At 58.1% G+C, this 21427-nt stretch carries 21 protein-coding genes and 1 tRNA gene; 12 read left to right on the forward strand and 10 right to left on the reverse strand.

Annotated elements, in window-relative coordinates; translation table 11 throughout:
* Positions 1-35: 35 nt before the first annotated feature.
* The 5 genes from rbfA to QRN55_RS18650 all read left to right on the forward strand — a co-directional run bounded on the left by rbfA (position 36) and on the right by QRN55_RS18650 (position 5412).
* Entirely contained in the window at positions 36-452 is a 417-nt protein-coding gene (gene rbfA / locus QRN55_RS18630; RefSeq protein WP_111840175.1) for a 30S ribosome-binding factor RbfA, read from the forward strand.
* Positions 453-455: 3 nt separating this feature from the next.
* A complete protein-coding gene (gene truB / locus QRN55_RS18635; RefSeq protein ID WP_284777820.1) occupies positions 456-1403 on the forward strand; it encodes a tRNA pseudouridine(55) synthase TruB in 948 nt (315 codons plus the stop codon).
* 193 nt (positions 1404-1596) lie between these two features.
* A complete protein-coding gene (gene rpsO, locus QRN55_RS18640; protein ID WP_284777821.1) occupies positions 1597-1866 on the forward strand; it encodes a 30S ribosomal protein S15 in 270 nt (89 codons plus the stop codon).
* 306 nt (positions 1867-2172) lie between these two features.
* Positions 2173-4314 (forward strand): polyribonucleotide nucleotidyltransferase, encoded by a 2142-nt coding sequence (gene pnp, locus QRN55_RS18645; protein WP_111840178.1) that lies wholly within the window; start codon positions 2173-2175, stop codon positions 4312-4314.
* Between the two features lie 78 nt (positions 4315-4392).
* Positions 4393-5412 carry a class I SAM-dependent methyltransferase gene (locus QRN55_RS18650; RefSeq protein WP_284777822.1) on the forward strand — a complete coding sequence of 340 codons (1020 nt, stop codon included), beginning with the start codon at positions 4393-4395 and terminating at the stop codon, positions 5410-5412.
* Here the strand turns inward: QRN55_RS18650 and QRN55_RS18655 are convergent, their stop codons facing one another.
* Entirely contained in the window at positions 5413-6357 is a 945-nt protein-coding gene (locus QRN55_RS18655; protein ID WP_284777823.1) for an AEC family transporter, read from the reverse strand.
* A gap of 316 nt (positions 6358-6673) precedes the next feature.
* On the opposite strand from QRN55_RS18655, the gene QRN55_RS18660 reads away from it, so the two are divergent.
* Positions 6674-7666, forward strand: a complete 993-nt coding sequence (locus QRN55_RS18660) for an adenosine kinase (protein ID WP_233135644.1) — start codon at positions 6674-6676, stop codon at positions 7664-7666.
* A 9-nt stretch (positions 7667-7675) separates the two neighbouring features.
* Here QRN55_RS18660 and QRN55_RS18665 read toward each other — a convergent pair whose 3' ends face one another.
* A complete protein-coding gene (locus tag QRN55_RS18665) occupies positions 7676-8212 on the reverse strand; it encodes an SH3 domain-containing protein (RefSeq protein ID WP_284777824.1) in 537 nt (178 codons plus the stop codon).
* A 185-nt stretch (positions 8213-8397) separates the two neighbouring features.
* Between QRN55_RS18665 and QRN55_RS18670 the strand changes: the two genes are divergently transcribed.
* Entirely contained in the window at positions 8398-9402 is a 1005-nt protein-coding gene (locus QRN55_RS18670; RefSeq protein WP_065700051.1) for a 2-hydroxyacid dehydrogenase, read from the forward strand.
* A 4-nt stretch (positions 9403-9406) separates the two neighbouring features.
* On the opposite strand, the gene QRN55_RS18675 is transcribed toward QRN55_RS18670, so the two are convergent.
* The 7 genes from QRN55_RS18675 to QRN55_RS18705 form a co-directional block, all read right to left on the reverse strand.
* A complete protein-coding gene (locus QRN55_RS18675) occupies positions 9407-9880 on the reverse strand; it encodes a GNAT family N-acetyltransferase (protein ID WP_284777825.1) in 474 nt (157 codons plus the stop codon).
* A complete protein-coding gene (locus QRN55_RS18680) occupies positions 9877-10638 on the reverse strand; it encodes a molybdopterin-synthase adenylyltransferase MoeB (protein ID WP_284777826.1) in 762 nt (253 codons plus the stop codon). Before QRN55_RS18680 ends, QRN55_RS18675 begins: the two co-directional genes overlap by 4 nt.
* Before the next feature lie 40 nt (positions 10639-10678).
* Complete coding sequence (recF, locus tag QRN55_RS18685; protein WP_284777827.1) at positions 10679-11803, reverse strand: DNA replication/repair protein RecF; 1125 nt, start codon at positions 11801-11803, stop codon at positions 10679-10681.
* A gap of 101 nt (positions 11804-11904) precedes the next feature.
* Positions 11905-12534, reverse strand: a complete 630-nt coding sequence (locus tag QRN55_RS18690; RefSeq protein WP_284777828.1) for a nucleoside triphosphate hydrolase — start codon at positions 12532-12534, stop codon at positions 11905-11907.
* Positions 12531-13349 (reverse strand): ATP-binding cassette domain-containing protein, encoded by an 819-nt coding sequence (locus QRN55_RS18695; RefSeq protein ID WP_284777829.1) that lies wholly within the window; start codon positions 13347-13349, stop codon positions 12531-12533. The genes QRN55_RS18690 and QRN55_RS18695 overlap by 4 nt, the downstream gene beginning before the upstream one ends.
* Positions 13325-14389, reverse strand: a complete 1065-nt coding sequence (locus QRN55_RS18700; protein WP_284777831.1) for an ABC transporter permease — start codon at positions 14387-14389, stop codon at positions 13325-13327. The genes QRN55_RS18695 and QRN55_RS18700 overlap by 25 nt, the downstream gene beginning before the upstream one ends.
* 136 nt (positions 14390-14525) lie before the next feature.
* Positions 14526-15548: a sugar ABC transporter substrate-binding protein gene (locus QRN55_RS18705; protein WP_111840188.1), complete on the reverse strand. Its 1023-nt coding sequence runs from the start codon at positions 15546-15548 to the stop codon at positions 14526-14528.
* A 267-nt stretch (positions 15549-15815) separates the two neighbouring features.
* Here QRN55_RS18705 and QRN55_RS18710 point away from each other — a divergent pair, with 267 nt between their 5' ends.
* The gene (locus QRN55_RS18710; RefSeq protein WP_284777832.1) at positions 15816-17081 is read left to right on the forward strand and encodes an ROK family transcriptional regulator; all 1266 of its coding nucleotides are present in this window, start codon (positions 15816-15818) and stop codon (positions 17079-17081) included.
* Positions 17082-17171: 90 nt separating this feature from the next.
* On the opposite strand, the gene QRN55_RS18715 is transcribed toward QRN55_RS18710, so the two are convergent.
* Positions 17172-17261 (reverse strand) — tRNA-Ser (locus tag QRN55_RS18715).
* A 237-nt stretch (positions 17262-17498) separates the two neighbouring features.
* Here QRN55_RS18715 and QRN55_RS18720 point away from each other — a divergent pair.
* The 4 genes from QRN55_RS18720 (at position 17499) to QRN55_RS18735 (ending at position 21408) form a co-directional block, all read left to right on the forward strand.
* A complete protein-coding gene (locus QRN55_RS18720; protein WP_284777833.1) occupies positions 17499-17816 on the forward strand; it encodes a hypothetical protein in 318 nt (105 codons plus the stop codon).
* Between the two features lie 67 nt (positions 17817-17883).
* A complete protein-coding gene (gene msrA / locus QRN55_RS18725) occupies positions 17884-18531 on the forward strand; it encodes a peptide-methionine (S)-S-oxide reductase MsrA (protein WP_284777834.1) in 648 nt (215 codons plus the stop codon).
* A 296-nt stretch (positions 18532-18827) separates the two neighbouring features.
* A complete protein-coding gene (locus QRN55_RS18730; protein ID WP_045230169.1) occupies positions 18828-19820 on the forward strand; it encodes a BMP family lipoprotein in 993 nt (330 codons plus the stop codon).
* A gap of 82 nt (positions 19821-19902) precedes the next feature.
* Entirely contained in the window at positions 19903-21408 is a 1506-nt protein-coding gene (locus QRN55_RS18735) for an ABC transporter ATP-binding protein (RefSeq protein WP_284777835.1), read from the forward strand.
* Positions 21409-21427 lie beyond the last annotated feature (19 nt).

Raw genomic sequence — 21427 nt, forward strand, 5'->3', positions numbered from 1 at the left:
TAACCGGCGCTCGCTTTGTTTAAGGCTAAGATAAAATGGCAAAAGCATCATCATCCGCGCCCTCGCAACGCATGCTGCGCGTTGCCGAACAGGTTCGCGCTGCGGTGACCCAAATTCTGCAACGCGGCGAAGTTCGCGACGATCTGATCGAAAAGACGGTGATTTCCATTTCGGAAGTGCGCATGTCGACAGATCTCAAGATCGCGACCGCATACGTGACGCCGATTGGCGTTGACGACCACACCGATACGATCACGGCACTGAACCGCCACGCCAAGTTTCTGCGTGGTCGGCTCGGCCCGCATTTGCGGCAGCTGAAATACGTGCCGGAACTGAGGTTCCGCGACGATACCAGCTTCGACAATTACAAGAAGATCGACGCGCTCCTGCGTTCGCCGGAGGTGCAGCGCGATCTGGGACCTTCAAACGAAAAAGACGACGAACAGAACTGAAGCATGTCCAAACCACGCAAACAACAACACCGTAAGCCCAAGGGCCGACCGATTTCCGGCTGGCTCATTCTCGACAAGCCGTTCGACTTTGGCTCCACCGAGGCTGTTTCGAAAATCAAATGGCTCTTCAACGCCCAGAAGGCCGGTCATGCTGGCACGCTCGATCCTTTGGCCTCCGGCATGTTGCCGATTGCGCTGGGAGATGCCACGAAGACCGTTCCCTACGTTATGGATGGCCGTAAGATATACGAGTTCACCGTAACCTGGGGCGAAGAGCGGACCACCGACGACATGGAAGGTGATGTGCTCAACACATCCACCGACCGTCCGAATGAGCAGGCGATCCGCGACCTGCTGCCCAACTATACCGGCACGATCCTCCAGATACCGCCGCAGTTTTCCGCGATCAAGATTGCGGGAGAGCGGGCCTATGATCTGGCGCGCAGCGGCGAGGAAGTGGAAATTCCGGCCCGTGAGGTCGAGATACACCGGATCACCCTGCTGGCCTGCCCGGATGCCGATACCGCCCATTTCGAGGTCGAGTGCGGCAAGGGAACCTACGTCCGTGCGCTTGCGCGTGACATGGGCCGCGATCTGGGTTGCTATGGCTTTATCTCTGAGCTGCGACGCTCCATGGTCGCACCCTTTGCCGAAGACGCGATGGTGCCGCTTGCAAAGCTGGTCGAGTTCGAAGTCATCGAAGACCGCGACGAGCGGTTGGCGGCACTGGACGCCTATTTGATCGACACGTCGGAGGCGCTATCGTCGCTGCCGCATCTCATCATCAATGATGACCAGGCCCATCGGCTCAAAATGGGTAATCCCATTCTTCTGCGCGGACGCGATGCGCCGACACAGGAGATGGAAGCCTATGCGACCGCTCGCGGCAAGCTTGTCGCCATCGGAGAAATCGCCGAAGGCGAGTTCCGCCCGAAGCGCGTTTTCGGCTGATAACGACAGCACACGCACCCACGTTGATGGCTGAGCGACCCAAAGAGGCGAAACCAATCGCCTCTTTCCTTTATGGGCCGTTTGGTTTATAGGCAGCGCAGCTTGGGCTTGGCCCGCGCTACTACATGGCCAGTGCTGGACGACATCCCGGTGCTTGGCGTCCCGTTTTTCCTTAAATAGAAAGGATCGTCCGATGTCGATTACTTCAGAGCGCAAAGCCGAACTCATCAAGGAATACGCCATCAAGGAAGGTGATACCGGTTCGCCGGAAGTTCAGGTCGCAATTTTGACCGAACGGATCAACAACCTGACAGGCCACTTCAAGGATCACAAGAAGGACAACCACTCGCGTCGTGGCCTTCTGACCATGGTTTCCAGCCGCCGTTCGCTTCTCGACTACGTCAAGAAGAAGGACGAAAGCCGTTACACCAAGCTGATCAGCGCACTCGGCATTCGCCGCTAAAAACTTTTCCGGCGGGTTTCGATCACGAAATTCCCGCCGGTTTTTATTCCAGCCCTGTGCTGGCATGCTGATAATGGCAGTCCCTCAGGACGCCAACAGAAGATGGGCCGGATGGGCCGGTGCCGTCTGATATAACCGATGACCTGTCATGGGGCAGGATTGCCGGATGCTTTTGCAACGTTTCGACGCGTTGCCATGTTTCACATGAAATATGGACCAAAGCGCCCTGCTGTCTTGCCCGTGATACGTTGCAGCCCGCGTGTCTCCGCTTTTTGAGAGGACCGTGGCTACATTTGAGGACAAGATATGTTCAATCAACACTCCGTGGAAATCGAATGGGCAGGCCGCCCGCTCAAGCTTGAAACCGGCAAGGTCGCCCGTCAGGCTGACGGCGCCGTTATCGCAACCTACGGCGAAACAATGGTTCTCGCGACCGTCGTTTCCGCAAAGTCGCCAAAGCCCGGTCAGGACTTCTTCCCGCTGACCGTCAACTACCAGGAAAAGACATATGCAGCCGGCAAGATTCCCGGTGGCTATTTCAAGCGCGAAGGTCGTCCTTCTGAAAAGGAAACTCTGGTTTCCCGCCTGATCGACCGCCCGATCCGCCCGCTGTTTCCTGAAGGCTACAAGAACGACACCCAGGTTGTCGTCACCGTCATTCAGCACGACCTCGAAAACGATCCTGACGTTCTGTCGATGGTTGCAGCCTCTGCTGCCCTGACACTGTCGGGCGTTCCCTTCATGGGTCCCGTCGGCGGCGCACGCGTCGGCTACATCAACGGCGAATACGTCCTGAACCCGCATCTCGACGAGATGGACGAGTCGGTTCTCGATCTGGTGGTTGCCGGTACGCAGGACGCCGTTCTGATGGTCGAGTCCGAAGCCAAGGAACTCAACGAAGAAATCATGCTTGGCGCTGTGATGTTTGGTCATCGCGGTTTCCAGCCGGTCATCGACGCCATCATCAAGCTGGCTGAAGTTGCTGCCAAGGAACCACGCGAATTCGAGCCGGAAGATTTCTCCGCTCTCGAAACGGAAATGCTCGGCCTTGCCGAAGCTGAACTGCGCGACGCCTACAAGATCACCGAGAAGGCTGCCCGTTACAACGCGGTCGACGCCGTCAAGGCAAAGGTCAAGGCGCACTTCTTCCCGGAAGGTGCAGAGCCGAAGTACACCAATGAAGTCATCGGCGCTGTCTTCAAGCACATTCAGGCGAAGATCGTTCGCTGGAACATTCTGGACACCAAAAGCCGCATCGACGGTCGCGATCTGTCCACCGTTCGTCCGATCGTATCTGAAGTCGGCATGCTGCCACGCACGCACGGTTCGGCGCTCTTCACACGCGGCGAAACCCAGGCCATCGTTGTTGCCACACTCGGCACCGGCGAAGACGAGCAGTACGTGGACAGCCTGACAGGCATGTACAAGGAACGCTTCCTTCTGCATTACAACTTCCCTCCCTACTCGGTTGGTGAAACAGGCCGCATGGGCTCCCCGGGCCGCCGCGAAATCGGTCACGGCAAGCTGGCATGGCGCGCTATTCGCCCGATGCTGCCATCGGTCGAACAGTTCCCTTACACGCTGCGTGTCGTCTCCGAGATCACCGAGTCCAACGGCTCGTCCTCGATGGCAACCGTTTGCGGCACATCGCTCGCTCTGATGGATGCAGGCGTTCCGCTTGCCAAGCCAGTGGCCGGTATCGCCATGGGCCTTATCCTTGAAGGCGAACGCTTCGCCGTTCTCTCCGATATCCTGGGCGACGAAGATCACCTCGGCGATATGGACTTCAAGGTTGCCGGCACAGCTGACGGCATCACCTCGCTGCAGATGGACATCAAGATCGCCGGTATCACGGAAGAGATCATGAAGGTCGCTCTGGAGCAGGCAAAGGGCGGTCGTACGCACATTCTCGGCGAAATGGCCAACGCCATCACCGAAGGACGTTCGCAGCTTGGCGAATTCGCTCCACGCATCGAAGTCATGAACATTCCGGTCGACAAGATCCGTGAAGTGATCGGCTCCGGCGGCAAGGTTATCCGCGAAATCGTTGAAAAGACCGGCGCGAAGATCAACATCGAAGACGATGGTACCGTCAAGATCGCCTCGTCCTCGGGCAAGGAAATCGAAGCGGCCCGCAAGTGGATCCACTCCATCGTTGCAGAGCCTGAAGTCGGCATGATCTACGAAGGCACGGTCGTCAAGACCGCTGACTTCGGTGCATTCGTCAACTTCTTCGGCGCACGCGACGGCCTCGTTCACATCTCGCAGCTGGCATCCGACCGCGTTGCCAAGACCTCCGACGTCGTCAAGGAAGGCGACAAGGTTTGGGTCAAGCTGATGGGCTTTGACGAGCGTGGCAAGGTTCGCCTGTCCATGAAGGTTGTCGATCAGGCAACCGGCAAGGAAGCCGTTGCTGAAAAGAAGAGCGAAGGCGAAGCTGCCGAATAAGGTAGCTGGCGCTAACCGATATCGAGGCGCGGGATTTCTCCCCGCGCCTTTTTTCTATTTGAACTTAGGAACGACCCCATGAGCCGTGACGCTGTCAAAACCCTGTTTCATCCCTTTGCCGCAGATATGCTGGCGAGCCCCAAAGCGGGCGAACGCGTTCTGTTTTTGGGCGCTGAAGCAGGCGCGCCACGTCTGGAAGGGTTCGAGGCTGCCATCACCGCCGTTCAGAACCTGCGCCCACTCTACCGTGCACTGCAAGCGCAGGGCGCAGAGGTCGCGCCTGAGATATCAGGTGAAGATTATGACGTGGCACTTCTGATCGGTGGCAAGCACCGCGGCGAAAACGAAAACCGTCTTGCCGAGGCACTGACCCGCGTCAAGGCTGGCGGCCTGATCGTCGCTGCCGGTTCGAAGGAAGATGGCATCGTCACCCTGCGCAAGACCCTGTCGAAGCTCGGCATCGAAGCGGAATCGACACCGAAATATCACGGCGTCGCCATCTGGTTTACACGTCCTGACGATGTCTCCGCAGCCGTTGCCAAACTCCAGCAGGGCACTGTGACCATCGATAGTCGCTTTACGGCCATGCCGGGCATGTTCTCGCACGACCGCGTCGATGGCGGCTCCGAGCTTCTGGCTTCGCGCCTGCCGACGGATTTCGATGGCAACGCTGCAGACTTTGGCGCAGGCTGGGGTTATCTGTCTGTCATGCTGGCTGAGAAGTCTTCGCGCACGGCCCGCATCGACCTGTTCGAGGCCGATTGGAACGCGCTGGAATTTGCAAAGACGAATATGCTGGAAAATTGCCCGCGTCTGACGGCACGCTTCTTCTGGCAGGATCTGGTCGCAGAGCCGCCGAAGGAAAAATACGACCTCATCATCATGAACCCACCCTTCCATGCCAATGGTCAGGCGTCAGAACCGGCTCTCGGCCAGGCCATGATCAAGACAGCCGCAACGGCGCTGCGCAGCGGCGGAAAACTGCTGATGGTCGCCAATCGCGGCATGCCCTACGAGACGATCCTGTCGACCGAGTTCCGCTCCAGCCAGGAAGTCTGCCGCAACTCGCGCTTCAAGGTTTTGGGCGCACAGAAATAATTAGCTCAGCAGCCACGCCCAGAACGATACGGTCAGCACACCGAAAAGGGTGGAAATGCTGATCGTGGAGGCCGCGATGCTGTGGCCGATGCCGAAACGGTTGGCCAGCAGCCAGGAATTGATGCCTGTGGGCACACACGACGTCAGAACCAGTGCTGCCGTCCAGGCCGGGCTCAGGCCCAGGGCATGCGCCATCAGCCACACGCAGGCTGGCATCAGGATCAGCTTGAACGCCGTCATCGTCACCGCAATGCGCAGATTGCCGCGTATGGGATATTTGGTGAGCGCCATGCCGAGCGAAATCAGCGCCGCTGGTCCCGCCATGCTGGCGATTTGATCGATCACCGTCGTCATCACCTCCGGCATGGCAAAGCCCGTCATGTTGAAGCTCAGCCCCAGCACGAGCGCGATTACAAGCGGGTTTTGCGCCAGATTGCGCCCCACCTGTTTCAGCACGGCAAATGCACTGCGCTTTTCTCCGCCCAGAACCTTGTGCGTGGCATTTTCCATCAGGATCGTACCGGCAATCATCATGATCGGCAGATGCACCACCAGCAGAATGGAAATCGCGACGATGCCATCGCTGCCGATCGAGCGACCGACGAGCGGCAGGCCGATGAAGATGTTGTTGGCAAAGGCAGACGATATGCCAGCGATGACGCTGACCCGTAAATCCTGCTTGAAGACGTGGCGCGTCACCAGTTGCCCTGCTGTCCAGGTAATGGCGACCCCGACAAAATAGGTCACCCAAAGCTTGAAGGGCGAGGCACCGTGGAAGTCGGCAGAGGCCAGCGTGCGAAAAATCAGTGTGGGAACGGCGATCTTGAAGACGAAGTCGCTCAGCACATCGCTGGCTTCCGCCTTGAACAGCTTAACCTTGACGGTTGCCCAGCCAATGAGAATGAGAAGGAAGATCGGCGCGACATTGATGGCGACAGCATACATTGCGGAGGGACTTTCGCGGGCCTGCAGAAGCTTTCGGTCTAACGCATCTCTAGGGACCGAACAACGCCAACCGCCTCCACAAAAGAAAAAAGCGAGGTCGCCCCCGCTTTCATCCGCTTGCCCCATCAGTACATCCGTGATGACGCAATGCGCATTCTATACCAACGCTGCATGACAGACACATGACGCGTTGTTTTTTTGTGGCATCGCTGTTCTGTTGCAACCGGAACGCGGTTTTGGCTTTTCTTGTCGCCAGAATTCTTTAAGACCGGATGGTATATAACGCATCCACCGATGCATCCCGGACAAGAGGCCCATGACAAAATTCGACGTACTGACGGTTGGCAATGCCATTGTGGATATCATCTCCCGCTGTAACGATCAGTTTCTAGAAGAAACCAAGATCACCAAGGGCGCGATGAACCTCATCGATGCCGAGCGTGCCGAATTGCTCTATTCGTTGATGGGCCCGGCGCTGGAAGCCTCCGGCGGCAGCGCTGGCAACACGGCAGCGGGCATTGCCAATTTCGGCGGAAGCGCGGCCTATTTCGGCAAGGTGGCCGAAGATCAGCTCGGCGAGATATTCCAGCACGATATCCGCGCCCAGGGCGTTCATTTCGAAACCAAGCCACAGGGCACATTCCCGCCAACGGCCCGCTCGATGATTTTCGTTACCGAAGACGGCGAGCGTTCGATGAACACCTATCTCGGTGCCTGTGTCGATTTTGGCCCTGAGGATGTCGAACCGGCAGTCGTCGCAGAATCCAAGGTCATCTATTTCGAAGGTTATCTCTGGGACCCGCCGCGCGCCAAGGATGCGATCCGCGATTGCGCCCGCATTGCCCACGAAAACGGTCGCGAAGTCTCGATGACGCTTTCAGACAGCTTTTGCGTCGGTCGTTACCGGGATGAGTTTCTGGAACTGATGCGCTCCGGTACGGTCGATATCGTTTTCGCCAACAAGCAGGAAGCGCTTTCGCTCTACGAGACCGATGATTTCGATCTGGCGCTGACGAAGATCGCCGCCGATTGCAAGATCGCCGCCGTGACCATGAGCGAAGAAGGTGCCACCATTGTGCGCGGCACAGAGCGTGTGAAGGTCGAAGCCTACCCGGTGTTCGACGTGGTGGACACGACAGGTGCTGGCGATCTGTTCGCCTCCGGCTTCCTCTATGGCTACACGCAGGGCCGTTCGCTGGAAGACAGCGGCAAGCTTGGCTGCCTGGCCGCCGCCGCCGTCATTCAGCAGGTCGGGCCGCGCCCCATGTCGTCGCTGAAGGCGCTGGCCGAAAAGCATGGTCTTGTCTAAAGGCTAGGCTTACTTGAAGGCTTCTCCGGGGTATGCACCCCAGATTTCGCCCTGAGACACCCAGCCGGTCACCTGATCGGCTTGGGCCTTGCACCAGTCACCGTTGCATTCGCCGATCCGGATTTGGACGCCGGGCTCCAGCTTGGCGACGACGGATGCGCTCGATTGCGCTTCGCGGCGCATGTTGACGTAGACATCCTTGCCTTTGCCGCGCATCCATGGGGCCGCGACGGCGGTGCGCTCGCCCGAGAGAAGGGCCTGATTGACCCAGCCCTCGGTGCCATCGGCATCGCGAATGCGCCGCCAGTTTTCATATTCCTGAATGATTTCCACCGGCATGCCGGACTTCATATACATCCATGAAACCGCATAATCGGTGCTTGGCCCAATGCGCATGTTGACGCGCCGCGATTTCAGGCTGACGAAGCGTGGCAACGGCAGGCCGCTTGCGCCCTTGGCGGCACCTTGTGCCATCACAGGTGCGCTTGCAGCGTCGAGAAAACCCAGCGACAATGCAATGCAGACAATAAAGACAATGCTACGCATGCCGGTTTCCGTTTCCTTGCGGTTGGTAATCTTGGGTGACGAACGAAACCACCATTTTTAAAAGTCGACGACGGCAACATGCGAGATTTGTTTGTCTTCGCCGGTGGGTCTGGTAGAAACGCCCGTGGTGAAAGAAATTATCGCTCTTTTTGGTTAACGACCTCTGAACAAGGTGCCCTCGGACAATGACGAATAAGAAGAGACCGACCGTCTATTTGACACGCAAATTGCCGGATCTGGTCGAAACCCGCATGCGAGAGCTGTTCGACGCGGAACTGAACATCGAGGACACCCCGCGCACCAAGGCCGAACTCATCGCGGCCATGCAGACCGTGGACGTTCTGGTGCCCACGGTCACGGACCGTATCACCGCCGAGATGATCGAACAGGCAGGCCCGCAACTGAAGCTGATCGCCGGGTTTTCCAACGGCATCGACCATATCGATGTGGATGCCGCCGCCCGCAAGGGAATTACCGTTACCAACACCCCAAATGTTCTGACCGAAGACAGCGCCGATATGACCATGGCGCTCGTGCTGGCCGTGCCGCGTCGGCTGGTGGAGGGAACCCGCGTTCTTGCCAATGGCTCGGATGAATGGCTGGGCTGGTCGCCCACCTGGATGCTGGGCCGTCGCCTGTCGGGCAAGCGCATCGGCATCGTCGGCATGGGCCGCATCGGCACTGCCGTCGCCCGCCGCGCCAAGGCGTTTGGCCTGTCGATCCACTACCACAACCGCAAGCGCGTCAACCCGGCAACAGAAGCAGAGCTTGAGGCGACTTATTGGGACAGCCTCGACCAGATGCTGGCCCGCGTCGATATCGTGTCCGTCAATTGCCCGTCCACGCCAGCGACCTACCACCTGATTTCCGCGCGCCACTTGGCGCTGATGCAGCCGACGAGTTACATCGTCAACACCGCGCGTGGTGATATCATCGACGAGGCAGCGCTGATCCGCTGCCTGATGGACGGCAAGATTGCCGGTGCGGGTCTGGACGTTTTCGAAAACGAACCGGTCGTGAACCCCAAGCTCATCAAGCTGGCCAAAGAGGGCAAGGTCGTCCTGTTGCCGCATATGAGCTCGGCCACCATCGAAGGCCGCATCGATATGGGTGACAAGGTCATCATCAACATCCGCGCCTTCTATGACGGCCACCGCCCACCCAACCGCGTGCTGCCGGGCCGCAGCTAGACGATCAGCTAAGCCGCTTCGTCATTTCGATGGACGTGACACGCGTATAGCCGCGATGGGAGTTTTCTGCCGTCCTCACAAAACCCCATGCTGCGAAGCGACGATGGTTGCCGGTAAGCTCGATGCGCGTTTCCAGTCGCAGTGCGGAAAGCCCCAGATCACTGGCCACCTCTTCCGCTCTCCGCAACAATGCGGAGCCCACGCCTTTACCCTGCGCCAACGGGGAAACGGCCAGTTTGCCAACATATAGGCTTGTCACTTCCGGCTTGCAGAAAATACAGCCCAACAACAGCTCGCCATCCAGCGCAACAAAGGCGATTTCGTCTTCGGTTTTCTGCGCCAGCGTGTCCAATGTCAGCCGGTGCGCGGAAGACGGTGGATCGATGATCCCGTCCATATAGGCAAAGGACGACCTGATAAGCGCCAACAACTCGGCAAATCGCTTGAATTCGCCATCGATCTTCACGATCTCGATCATGATGTCTGCGCACGCCGCTTGTAGCGAACGGTGTCGAACCGCGCCGCCAACGCATCATATAACAGCAGACGCCCGATCAACGGTTCGCCAGTCTGGGTAATCAGCTTGATCGCCTCCATCGCCATGATCGTGCCGATCACCCCCGTCAGCGCGCCGATAATGCCGGTTTCAGCGCAGGACGGCACGACGCCCTCTGGCGGCGGTGCGGGAAAAAGGTCACGATATCCCGGCAGCAAGGTGCCGTCCGCACCAGCCTCATAGGGCTTCAGCACGGTCACGGAGCCATCGAAACGCCCAACCGCCCCCGTCACTAGCGGCACTTTTGCCGTCTCCGCCGCATCGGCGGCGGCATAGCGCGTATCGAAATTGTCGGAGCCATCGATGACCAGATCGAAACCCTTCAGGTGGTCATGCGCCCAGACGATCGAGAAGCGCTCTTCGAAATGCAGCGTCCGCACATGCGGGTTCAGCCGCGCAATGGAGCGACGTGCGCTCTCCGTCTTCTGCTCACCAATGGTGCCTGTATCGTGAATGACCTGTCGCTGAAGGTTGGAGAGCGACACCACATCGTCATCGATGATGCCAAGCGTGCCGACACCCGCCGCTGCGAGATAATAGAGCACCGGCGCACCCAGCCCGCCCGCGCCGATCACCAGCACTTTGGCAGCCTTCAGACGCTGCTGGCCCGCGCCACCGATTTCCGGCAACAGAATATGGCGCTTGTAACGGTCGATTTCCTCTGGCGTCAGCGGTTCCAAAGTTGTGTCTCCTGGCAATAGCTACAGGATTTAAGAACTATCACCCGATGCTGCCATGGGAAACATCGAAAAATTGCGCCCGCTCGCCCAGACCCGCAAACATCGACGCATCTGTCCCGGTCATGAAGCTCTGCCCGCCCAGCGCGTGGATGAGGTCGAACAGCGCCGCGCGCCGCCCCTCGTCCAGATGGGCAGAGATTTCGTCCAGAAGCAGCACCGGTGCGTGGCCGGTCATGTTGGCCGTGAGCTGCGCATGGGCCAGAACCAACCCGACGAGCAGCGCCTTCTGCTCACCCGTCGAGCAGCGTCCCGCATCCATGTCCTTTTCCGCATGGCGCACGAAAAGATCGGCGCGGTGCGGACCCTCCAGTGTGCGTCCGGCGGCAGCATCGCGGTAGCGATTGTCCTTCAATGTCGCGAGATACTCGTCTTCCAGATCGACCGCCGGGCGATGAAACTCGCCATCCATGAAGCCGGAGAGCGTCAGCGATGCCGTCGGAAAATTTGTGTCATTGCTGCGGCTGTTGATCAGCGCTCTCAGGAGGCCCAGCATTTCGTGGCGTGCCACCGCCATGGAAATCCCGAGTTCTGCCATCTGCTTCTCGATGCCCTCCAGCCAGACGGGATCGAAGCGACCGTCCGACAACAGGCGATTGCGTCCGCGCATGGCTTTTTCGAAGTCGCTGGCCCTGCGTCCATGGCTGGGGTCCAGCGATAGAACAAGCCGGTCGAGAAACCGGCGGCGGTCGGATGAGGAGCCGGTGAACAGGCCATCCATGGCCGGTGTCAGCCATAAGACGCGGAGGTGGTCTGTCAACTCATCGACGGATTTGACAGAGGTGCCATTCAGCCGCAGACGGCGCGACAGCGTTTCGCCTTCGCCCTCGACGCCGGTGCCGATGGCAACCTCGCCATCCATGCCATCAACCTCGGCAAAGATGGAAAAGCCCACATTCTCTGCGCCAACGCGCGTCACATCGGAAAGCGTCGCGCGCCGCAATCCGCGACCGGGCGACAGAAACGAGATGGCCTCCAGCAGATTGGTCTTGCCTGATCCATTGTCGCCCGTCAGCACAACATGCCGCGCATCGAGGCGCAGGGCAACCTCCGCATAATTGCGAAACTCGCTCAGTTTCAGCCGGGAGAGGAAAACCTTGGCAGTCATGCCACATCCAGAATCGTCATGGGATCATGACCTACAACATGCGCTGGAAAATCGGAATGGATTTTCAAACAAAGCGCATATTGATTGCCCGTTCTGTGCCGCTATTCCCAGATGTCGATGCTGATATCCGCGCCTAAGGAGTTCTCGACCACGCGTTTGCCGTTGGGCAGATCGTTTTCGTAAAGCTTGGCCTGAATGCCCGCCTCGTCAAGTCCATATCCAACCCAGCGATCCCGCAAGCGCTGTTCCAGAACCTCGACGGATGGACCGACGAAAATCGAAAAGTCGTAGCTGCTTTTCAGATGAACCCATGGCTCTTCATTGAGCAGGAGATAATTGCCTTCGGCCAGAATGAACCGCGTATCAGGCGCAATCGCCCGTGCCGAGGCAATCGCAATCTCCCTCGAACGGTCGAACACCGGCACCAGCACTTCCTGATCCGCCTCGCGAACGGCGGCGACAATGTCGGAGAAACCGCGCACATCGAAGGTCTCAGGCGCACCCTTGCGGGCAAACAGTCCGCGTGCTTGCAGAATGCCGTTGTCCATATGAAACCCGTCCATGGGCAGGACTTCGGTTTTTTCACCGCGTCTGGTCAGTTCGTCCCGCAACGCATCGGCCAGAGTAGACTTGCCGGCCCCAGGGGGACCGGCAATCGCAACGATGAAGCGGGGATTGTCTGACGCGCGCTTGACGATGTCGTCAGCTATCGCATCGAGTGTCATCGTCATGCCGCGAGCGTCTCTTTCGGTGGTTCCTTGGCGCCCGTCATGAAAGCCACCGCATCGGACATGGTGTATTCCTTCGGGTTGATGACGCAAAGGCGCTTGCCCAGACGGTGAATGTGAATGCGGTCTGCGACCTCGAACACATGCGGCATATTGTGCGAAATCAGCACGATCGGCATGCCACGCGAGCGCACATCGAGGATGAGCTCCAGCACGCGACGGCTTTCCTTCACACCGAGTGCCGCCGTTGGTTCGTCGAGAATAACGACCTTGGAACCGAAGGCTGCCGCGCGTGCCACGGCCACACCCTGTCGCTGACCACCCGAGAGGGTTTCCACCGACTGGTTGATGTTCTGAATAGTCATCAGCCCGAGTTCAGACAGCTTGTTGCGGGCAAACTTGTCCATGGCGGCATGGTCGAGCTTGCGCAGGACAGACCCCAGGAAGCCTGGCTTTCTCAGCTCACGACCAAGGAACATGTTGTCTGTGATCGACAGGGCAGGCGAGAGCGCCAGATTCTGGTAGACGGTCTCGATGCCAGCATCGCGGGCTTCGAGCGGAGTCTTGAACTGCACCGGCTTGCCATCGAGCCTGATTTCGCCTTCATCGGGACGGACGGCCCCTGACAAAGCCTTGATCAGAGAGGATTTGCCCGCACCATTATCGCCGATAACGGCCAGGATTTCGCCGGGGTAGAGATCGAAATCTGCATTGTCGAGGGCGGTCACACGGCCATAACGCTTGACGAGACCATGGGCGGAGAGAACGGGTTGCTTTGTGGTGTCTATGCTCATCACACGCCTGCCTTTCGGATCCATTGGTCGATTGCAACGGCAGCGATGATCAGCCAGCCGGTCAACATGACTTTCCATTGCGGGTCAGCACCAAGCATGTTGAGACCCATGGAGACGACACCCACCAGCATGGCACCAAACAGCGTGCCGAGAATGGAGCCACGACCGCCAAACAGCGAAATACCTCCGATCACAGTCGCCGTAATAGCTTGCAGGTTATAGTCGGTCACGGCAGCGGACGGCGAAATCGAGCCGTTACGACCGATGGCAACCCAAGCTGCGAAGGCGGCGATGACGCCTGCAACGGTATAGACGCTCAATAGAACCTTGCGGGTCTGGATGCCGGAAAGCTTTGCCGCTTCGGGATCATCACCCACGGCATAGACGTGGCGACCCCAGGCGGTGTGGTTGAGAATATACCAGAGCAGCCCGACCAGCAGCACCATGGCGATAACGCCCAGCGTGAAGGTGGCCGTGCCAATGCGGAAGTTGGTGGCGAAAATCTGGAGAAGCGGTGCGTTTTGCGAAACGTCAGCATCACGGATCGTCTGGTTTGCCGAATAGATGAAATTCGTCGCCATGACGATGTTCCACGATCCGAGCGTGACGATGAAGGGCGGCAATTTGACAACCGCAACCAGGAAGCCGTTGAACAGACCACAGAGCCCGCCAACCACGAAGCCTGCCAGAACGGCAACGCCGCTCGGCAGCCCGTAGGTCACGGCCACATTGCCCATCACCACGGACGAAATCACCATGACGACGCCGATCGAAAGATCGATACCGGCGGTCAGGATAATCAGCGTCTGCGCCGAGCCGAGAATACCGACGACGGCGATCTGCTGTAGAATCAGCGTTAGCGTATAGGATGAAAAGAAACGCCCACCGATGCTCAGTCCGAAGATGGCGACCGAAAGGATCAGCACGATCAGCGGCACCGCTGCCGGGGTCGAGTGCAGGAAATGCTGCGCGCGTTTCAGGGGTGAAATTTTCTGGTGCTCGAACGACGCGACATTCTTGTCGCTGCCATCGAGCACTTGCTCGAATTCCTGTATTCCGCTCATGGTTTCTCCTCCCGCTCGCCAGCCCAAGCCATCCAAGTCGCTCGATCTTTAGCCGGATAATCTGACAGCGAAATCTTCTGGGCGAAACCGGCCGGAACAATGTTCCGACCGGCATGGGTTTATCGAAGGATGGGGATTAGCCCCAGCACTTGGCCAGGCCTTCCTTGACGCTGATCGACGGCACCCCGGATACCGGCTTGTCGGTGACGAGCGAAACGCCTGTGTCAAAGAAGGACTTGCCTTCGGTTGGCTTTGGCTTTTCACCGGTGTCAGCAAACTTCTTGATCGCTTCCACGCCGAGTGCTGCCATCATCAGCGGGTACTGCTGCGATGTCGCGCCGATAACGCCTTCTTCAACCGACTTCACGCCGGGGCAACCGCCGTCAACAGAGACGATCAGCACGTTCTTTTCCATGCCGACGGCCTTCAGCGCCTGGTAGGCACCAACGGCAGCAGGTTCGTTGATCGTGTGAATGACGTTGATACCTGGGTCCTTCTGGAGAAGGTTTTCCATGGCTTTGCGGCCACCTTCTTCATTGCCGTTTGTCACGTCATGGCCAACGATGCGCGGATCGACTTCATCGCCGATCTTGGATGGATCCTTGGGGTCGATGCCGAAGCCGATCATGAAGCCCTGGTCGCGCAGAACGTCGACGCTTGGCTGGTCAGGTGTCAGGTCGAGGAAGCCAACCTTGGCATCCTTGGACTTGTCGCCCATCGTACCCTTGGCCCATTCGCCGATCAGTTTGCCGGCAAGCAGGTTGTCGGTGGCAAAGGTCGCATCGGCAGAATCGACCGGATCGAGAGGGGTGTCGAGAGCAATCACGAGAACGCCTGCGTCACGTGCCTTCTTGACAGAAGAAACGATGCCCTTGGTGTCGGATGCGGTGATGAGGATACCCTTGGCGCCATCGGCGATGCAGGATTCGATAGCGGCAACCTGGCTTTCGGAATCGCCGTCGATCTTACCGGCATAGGACTTCAGCGTCACGCCGACTTCCTTGGCCTTGGCAGTCGCGCCTTCCTTCATCTTGACGAAGAAGGGGTTGGTATCTGTCTTGGTGATGAGGCAAACCGACGTATCGGCGGCAGATGCCACGGATGCAAAAGAAACGCCAAGCGCAAGCGCGCCGAGAAAGGCGGAAACGGTGCTTTTCATGTAGTCCTCCCAGTGAGCGAAGTGCTTCTTGTCGAAGCGACCTGTGCGGCCCCTCTCCTCCTAGAGCGGGTACCACTGCGGCAGATGGAACCACCAAATTAAAAAACTGTCAATAAATAAATCCAATTGAATTATTAATTCGATGTGCCATCTTATCGTTTCGCGACGATGGAAAGAACGGTGGGAGGAGACTGTTCTTCGAAACACGATCCTTGCGAATTTCTTGATGCTGGCTACAGACCGTCGTAGGCCGGGAGGGACATGCACATGAGACGATCAGCGGAACCGACGATACAGGTATCGGCCAATGCGATGGACAGCGGCGGGGCAAACCAGGTCCGTGTCCGCGCCTATAATGAACGCCTCGTGCTGTCGCTCGTCAGACGCCACAATGGTCTCTCAAAGGCTGAGATTGCCCGCAGAAGCGGTCTTTCTGCGCAAACTGTTTCGGTCATCATGCGGTCGCTTGAAAGCGACGGGCTGCTTATTCGCGGCGAACCGCTCCGGGGCAAGGTTGGCCAACCCTCGACACCGATGAGACTGAACCCGGATGCCGTTTTCTCCTTCGGCGTCAAGATCGGCAGGCGCAGTGTCGATCTCGTTTTGATGGATTTCGTCGGTCGCATCCGGCTGAAACTCCGCAACACCTACCCCTATCCCATGCCGGAATGGATATTGCCCTTCGTGATCGATGGCATCGCCGAGTTGGAGGCACGCCTCACCCCCGCCGAACAACAACGGATCGCTGGCATTGGCATCGCGGCCCCTTTCGAGCTCTGGAGCTGGGCGCAGGAAGTGGGCGCGCCGCAAAAGGAAATGGACCGCTGGCGTGGCGTCGATCTCAGGGCCGAGATTGCCCGGCAGATCAGCTACCCCGTGTTTCTGCAAAACGACGCGACGAGCGCCTGCGGCGCAGAGCTCGTGTTCGGCGTCGGCCAGAACTACCCCGACTTCCTCTACGTCTTCATCGGGTCTTTCATCGGTGGCGGCGTCGTTTTGAATTCCGCCCTGTTTTCCGGGCGCACCGGTGCGGCTGGCGCAATCGGTCCCTTACCGGTGCAGGGCCGGGATGGTTCCGTCGTGCAGTTGCTGAAGATCGCCTCGATCTTCGTGCTTGAGGATATGTTGCGTGAAAAAAATATCGACCCGAAACCACTGTGGTTTTCCCCGGACGAATGGGTCGATTTCGGCGAACCGCTCGAACGATGGATCGAGAACACGGCGGCAGCCCTCGCCCAAGCCGTCGTCGCCGCCTCCTCGATCATCGATTTCGCGTCCGTTATTATCGATGGCGGGTTTCCAAGCTGGGTGCGCGCAAGAATAACCGCAGCGACACGCAAGGCGCTGGATCTGCATGATCTCCAGGGCGTCGTCGTGCCGGAAATTCTGGAGGGTGCTGTTGGAAGCCAGGCCCGCGCCATCGGCGGCGCAAGCCTTCCGCTTTTCTCACGCTACCTTTTGGATCAGAACGTGTTGTTCAAGGAAACAACGGGGCTGGGTGAGCAGCAGAATGGAATGCGTGCCGTTCAATAAGGGGATATTTGCAAGCCAAACATCGAGGTTGCTCGCGGTCAAGAGATATCTTGTCGCGTCGAAACTTGGGTGAGGTTTTTAAGTGTGGGATGGCGGACAGGGTGGGATTCGAACCCACGGTACGCTTTCACGCACACACGCGTTCCAGGCGTGCGCCTTAAACCACTCGGCCACCTGTCCGTCTAAACATCTGCATTTTGTGAAAACTGCAAATCACTGGAACGGCGCGATATATACCGATGAATTCGCAGGGATCAACCCAAATTTGACAGTTTTTTTATTTGCGCATCAATTCGTTGCCGTTAGCGCGATTGCAATGCGTGTTACGCAGCTTTATCCCGAGGTAGACAAACGAGCGCGTCGTGCGCCGGAAAGGCCGAGGCACTGCTTTCCTGTAGCAGTATCGGAAGAGGTTTCATGAAAGCGATTTTGCGGCTCATCAGTTTTTTGTTTCTGGCGGCAGCGGTGGGCGTCGGTGCGCTCGACTCTGTACGCTCGGTTGCGACATCATCAGTGGATATGATGAGTGCGCAGGATGTCTGGTCGAAATTCTTTCCTGCATCGCTCACCATGGCAGAAGGCATTGTGGCGCACTATATTCACCCGGAAGCGTGGCGCTGGGTTGGAAACGGCCTGTCTGCGGTTCCCGCCTTTGCCGTTCTTCTGGCGTTGTCGCTGCTCTTCTGGATGGCGGGATACAGAAAACCGAGGGTCATGGGCCGTTTCTCCGCCTGATGCAGAGATAGCCACGTACATATGCGCGAACCATGTAGCGGCCCTTTGTGGGCGCAAGGAGAATGCAATGTTCGGATTTGATACCATGTCCAAGAAAACCACCATGCCGACGCCGGAGACGGCATATCCGGGCCGCGACGAGGCGGTGATTGTTCCGGAGCATCACTTCGTCAACGGCAACCCTCTCAAAGGCCCCTACCCCGATGGTCTAGAAACGATCTATCTCGGCATGGGCTGTTTCTGGGGTGCGGAACGGCTGTTCTGGAAAACGCCCGGTGTCTGGGTGACGGCTGTCGGCTATTCCGGTGGCATTACCCGCAATCCCAGCTATCAGGAAACGACGACCGGCCTCACCGGCCATGCCGAAGTGGTCAAGGTTGTCTATGATCCCGCTCAGGTGTCGCTCGCCGCTCTGCTCAAGAAATTTTTCGAGGAACATGATCCGACACAGGGCATGCGGCAGGGGAACGATGTGGGTACCACCTATCGCTCCGTCATCTACACGACCAGTGATGAGCAGTTAAGCCAGGCCAAAGCCACACGCGACACTTTCCAGCAGGCGCTGAAGTCTGCCGGGCATCCGGCGATCACGACCGAGATCGAACCGCTGGATATCTTCTATTATGCGGAAGATTACCATCAGCAGTATCTGGCGAAAAATCCCGGCGGTTATTGTGGTTTGCGCGGTACGGGCGTGAGCTGCAACATCGATTAGTTTCGAAACTTTTGGTGGTTCGACCTGCTTTCGGACCTACAAACACGCCTATCGGCCCGGCCACGCTCTATCATCGCGCACAGCCGGGCCGATTTTTTGTGCTGAATGCCTGAAGAAGTAGCAGTTAACGGTTTTTCCACCGGGTCAAAAAAAGCGGATGAATTTTTCTTGCAGCCGTGCAAGGATAATCCTTACGCACAGTCGAAAACAGGCTGGCAGTTCCGCAGACATGCCCGTATCAGCGGGTTTGCGGGAGGACCCTTTAAAAAACCAAACTGTAACAACAGGGCTGCACAATGAAAAAATCCCTTCTGACGCTTTTCGCGCTAGCCGCGATGTCGGCTTCCGCTTTGGCTGCGGACATCAAGCCTGCGCTGGTCTATGGCACGGGCGGCAAATTCGACAAGTCGTTCAACGAAGCTGCTGCCGCAGGCGCTGAGAAGTTCAAGGCTGAAACCGGTACCGAATACCGCGATTTCGAGCCGACAAGCGACACGCAGGGCGAACAGGCCATCCGCAACTTCGCCAGCCGTGGGTTCAATCCCGTTGTTGCGGTGTCGTTCGCATGGACATCGGCCATGGAAAAGGTCGCAGCCGAATTTCCCGACACCAAGTTCGTGATCGTCGATTCCGTCGTCGAGCTGCCGAATGTGCGCTCCGTCGTCTACAAGGAAGAAGAGGGTTCCTACCTCGTCGGTCTTCTGGCCGGCATGGCATCCAAGACCGGCAAGGTCGGCTTCATCGGCGGTATGGATATTCCGTTGATCCGCAAGTTCGCCTGCGGTTACGCCCAGGGTGCCAAGGCTGCCAATGACAAGATCGAAGTCTTCCAGAACATGACCGGCACGACCGGCGCTGCATGGAACGACCCGGTTCGCGGTGGTGAACTGACGAAGAACCAGCTCGATCAGGGCGCGGACGTGATCTACGCGGCAGCGGGTGCCACGGGTCTCGGCGTTCTCCAAACCGCAGCCGACAACAAGAAATACTCCATCGGTGTGGACTCGAACCAGAACCACCTGCACCCCGGCTCTGTCCTGACTTCCATGGTCAAGCGCGTCGATCTGGCCGTCTACAATGCGTTCAAGGACACCAAGGACGACAAGTTCACCGGTGGCGTTCAGTCTCTGGGCGTCAAGGAAGACGGCGTTGCATATGCTGTCGACGACAACAACAAGGCTCTGATCACGCCGGAAATGACGGCAGCCGTCGACAAGGCGAAGGCCGATATCATTGCTGGCACCGTCAAGGTTCACGACTATATGTCGGACAATTCTTGCCCAAAGTGATGTGATTTTCGGATCAGGGCGCATCGCGGTATCCGCGTTGCGCCCTTTTCATATCCAGCCTCCGGAGACGTTTGGGTTGACGATGGAACCTGCAATCGAGCTTGTCGGTATCGATAAAAAATTCGGCACCGTACACGCCAACAAGAATATCAATCTCACCGTTGCCAAGGGCACCATCCACGGCATCATCGGGGAAAACGGGGCGGGGAAATCGACATTGATGTCGATCCTTTACGGCTTCTATTCTGCCGATTCAGGTGAAATCCGCATCGACGGCAAGCCCGTCAACATCAAGGACAGCCAGGCCGCCATCGATGCCGGCATCGGCATGGTGCATCAGCACTTCATGCTGGTCGAGAATTTCTCGGTGCTGGAAAACATCATGTTAGGTGCCGAAGGCGGCATGCTGCTCGCCAAGGGCACGGCGGCAACCCGCAAGGAATTGAAGCGGCTGGAAGACGAATACGGCCTCGAGGTCAATCCCGATGCGATCATCGAGGATTTGCCGGTGGGCCTGCAACAGCGCGTCGAAATATTGAAGGCCATGTATCGCGGTGCCGAAATCCTCATCCTCGATGAGCCCACAGGCGTGCTGACCCCGGCGGAAGCCGATCACCTCTTCAATATCCTGGGCGTCCTGCGCGATCAGGGCAAGACCGTCATTCTCATCACCCACAAGCTGCGCGAAATCATGGCGATCACCGATGAGGTCTCCGTCATGCGCCGCGGCGAGATGGTGGCGACACGTAAGACGTCGGAAACCACGGTCGAGGAACTGGCCGAACTCATGGTGGGTCGCCGCGTGCTTCTGCGCGTGGAAAAAGGCGAAGCCAATCCCGGCGAAGTCCTGTTTTCCGTGCGCAATCTCACCGTCAAGGATAGCCGTGGCGTGACCATGGTGGACGATGTGTCCTTCGATGTGCGCGCAGGCGAAATCGTCGGCATTGCCGGGGTGGCGGGCAACGGCCAATCGGAATTGCTGGAAGCCATCGCAGGCATCCGCAAGCCGCATTCCGGTGAAATCCTGATGGGCGGCAAGACGGTCGACAAAGTCGATCCCGCCGTTCTACGCAAGCTGGGTCTGGCGCATATTCCCGAAGACCGCCACCATATGGGTCTGGTCTTGAAATTCGAGGAATATGAAAACTCAATCCTCGGCTATCACCGTGATGACCGCTACGGCAAAGGCATGTTCCTGAATCCCGAAGCCATTCGCAAGGATGCCGTCGAAAAGATCGAGAAATACGACATCCGCCCGCCGAATGCCCGGCTGAAGACCGCCAACTTCTCCGGCGGCAATCAGCAGAAGATCGTCGTTGCGCGTGAAATCGAGCGCGATCCGAAGATGCTGATCATCGGCCAGCCGACGCGTGGCGTGGATATCGGGGCCATCGAATTCATCCATCGCCGCATCATCGAAATGCGCGATGCGGGCAAGGCCATTCTGCTGGTCTCGGTAGAGCTGGATGAAATCCGCTCTTTGTCGGACCGCATTCTGGTGATGTTCGCAGGCCGGATCGTCGGAGAAAAAACGGCGGAAGCCGAAGAACAAACGCTGGGCCTGATGATGGCCGGCATCGCCGCATAAGGCAAAGGCTTTAAAGCTC

This window comes from Agrobacterium sp. lyk4-40-TYG-31 (assembly GCF_030209855.1).
Classification (GTDB): Bacteria; Pseudomonadota; Alphaproteobacteria; order Rhizobiales; family Rhizobiaceae; genus Agrobacterium; species Agrobacterium vaccinii.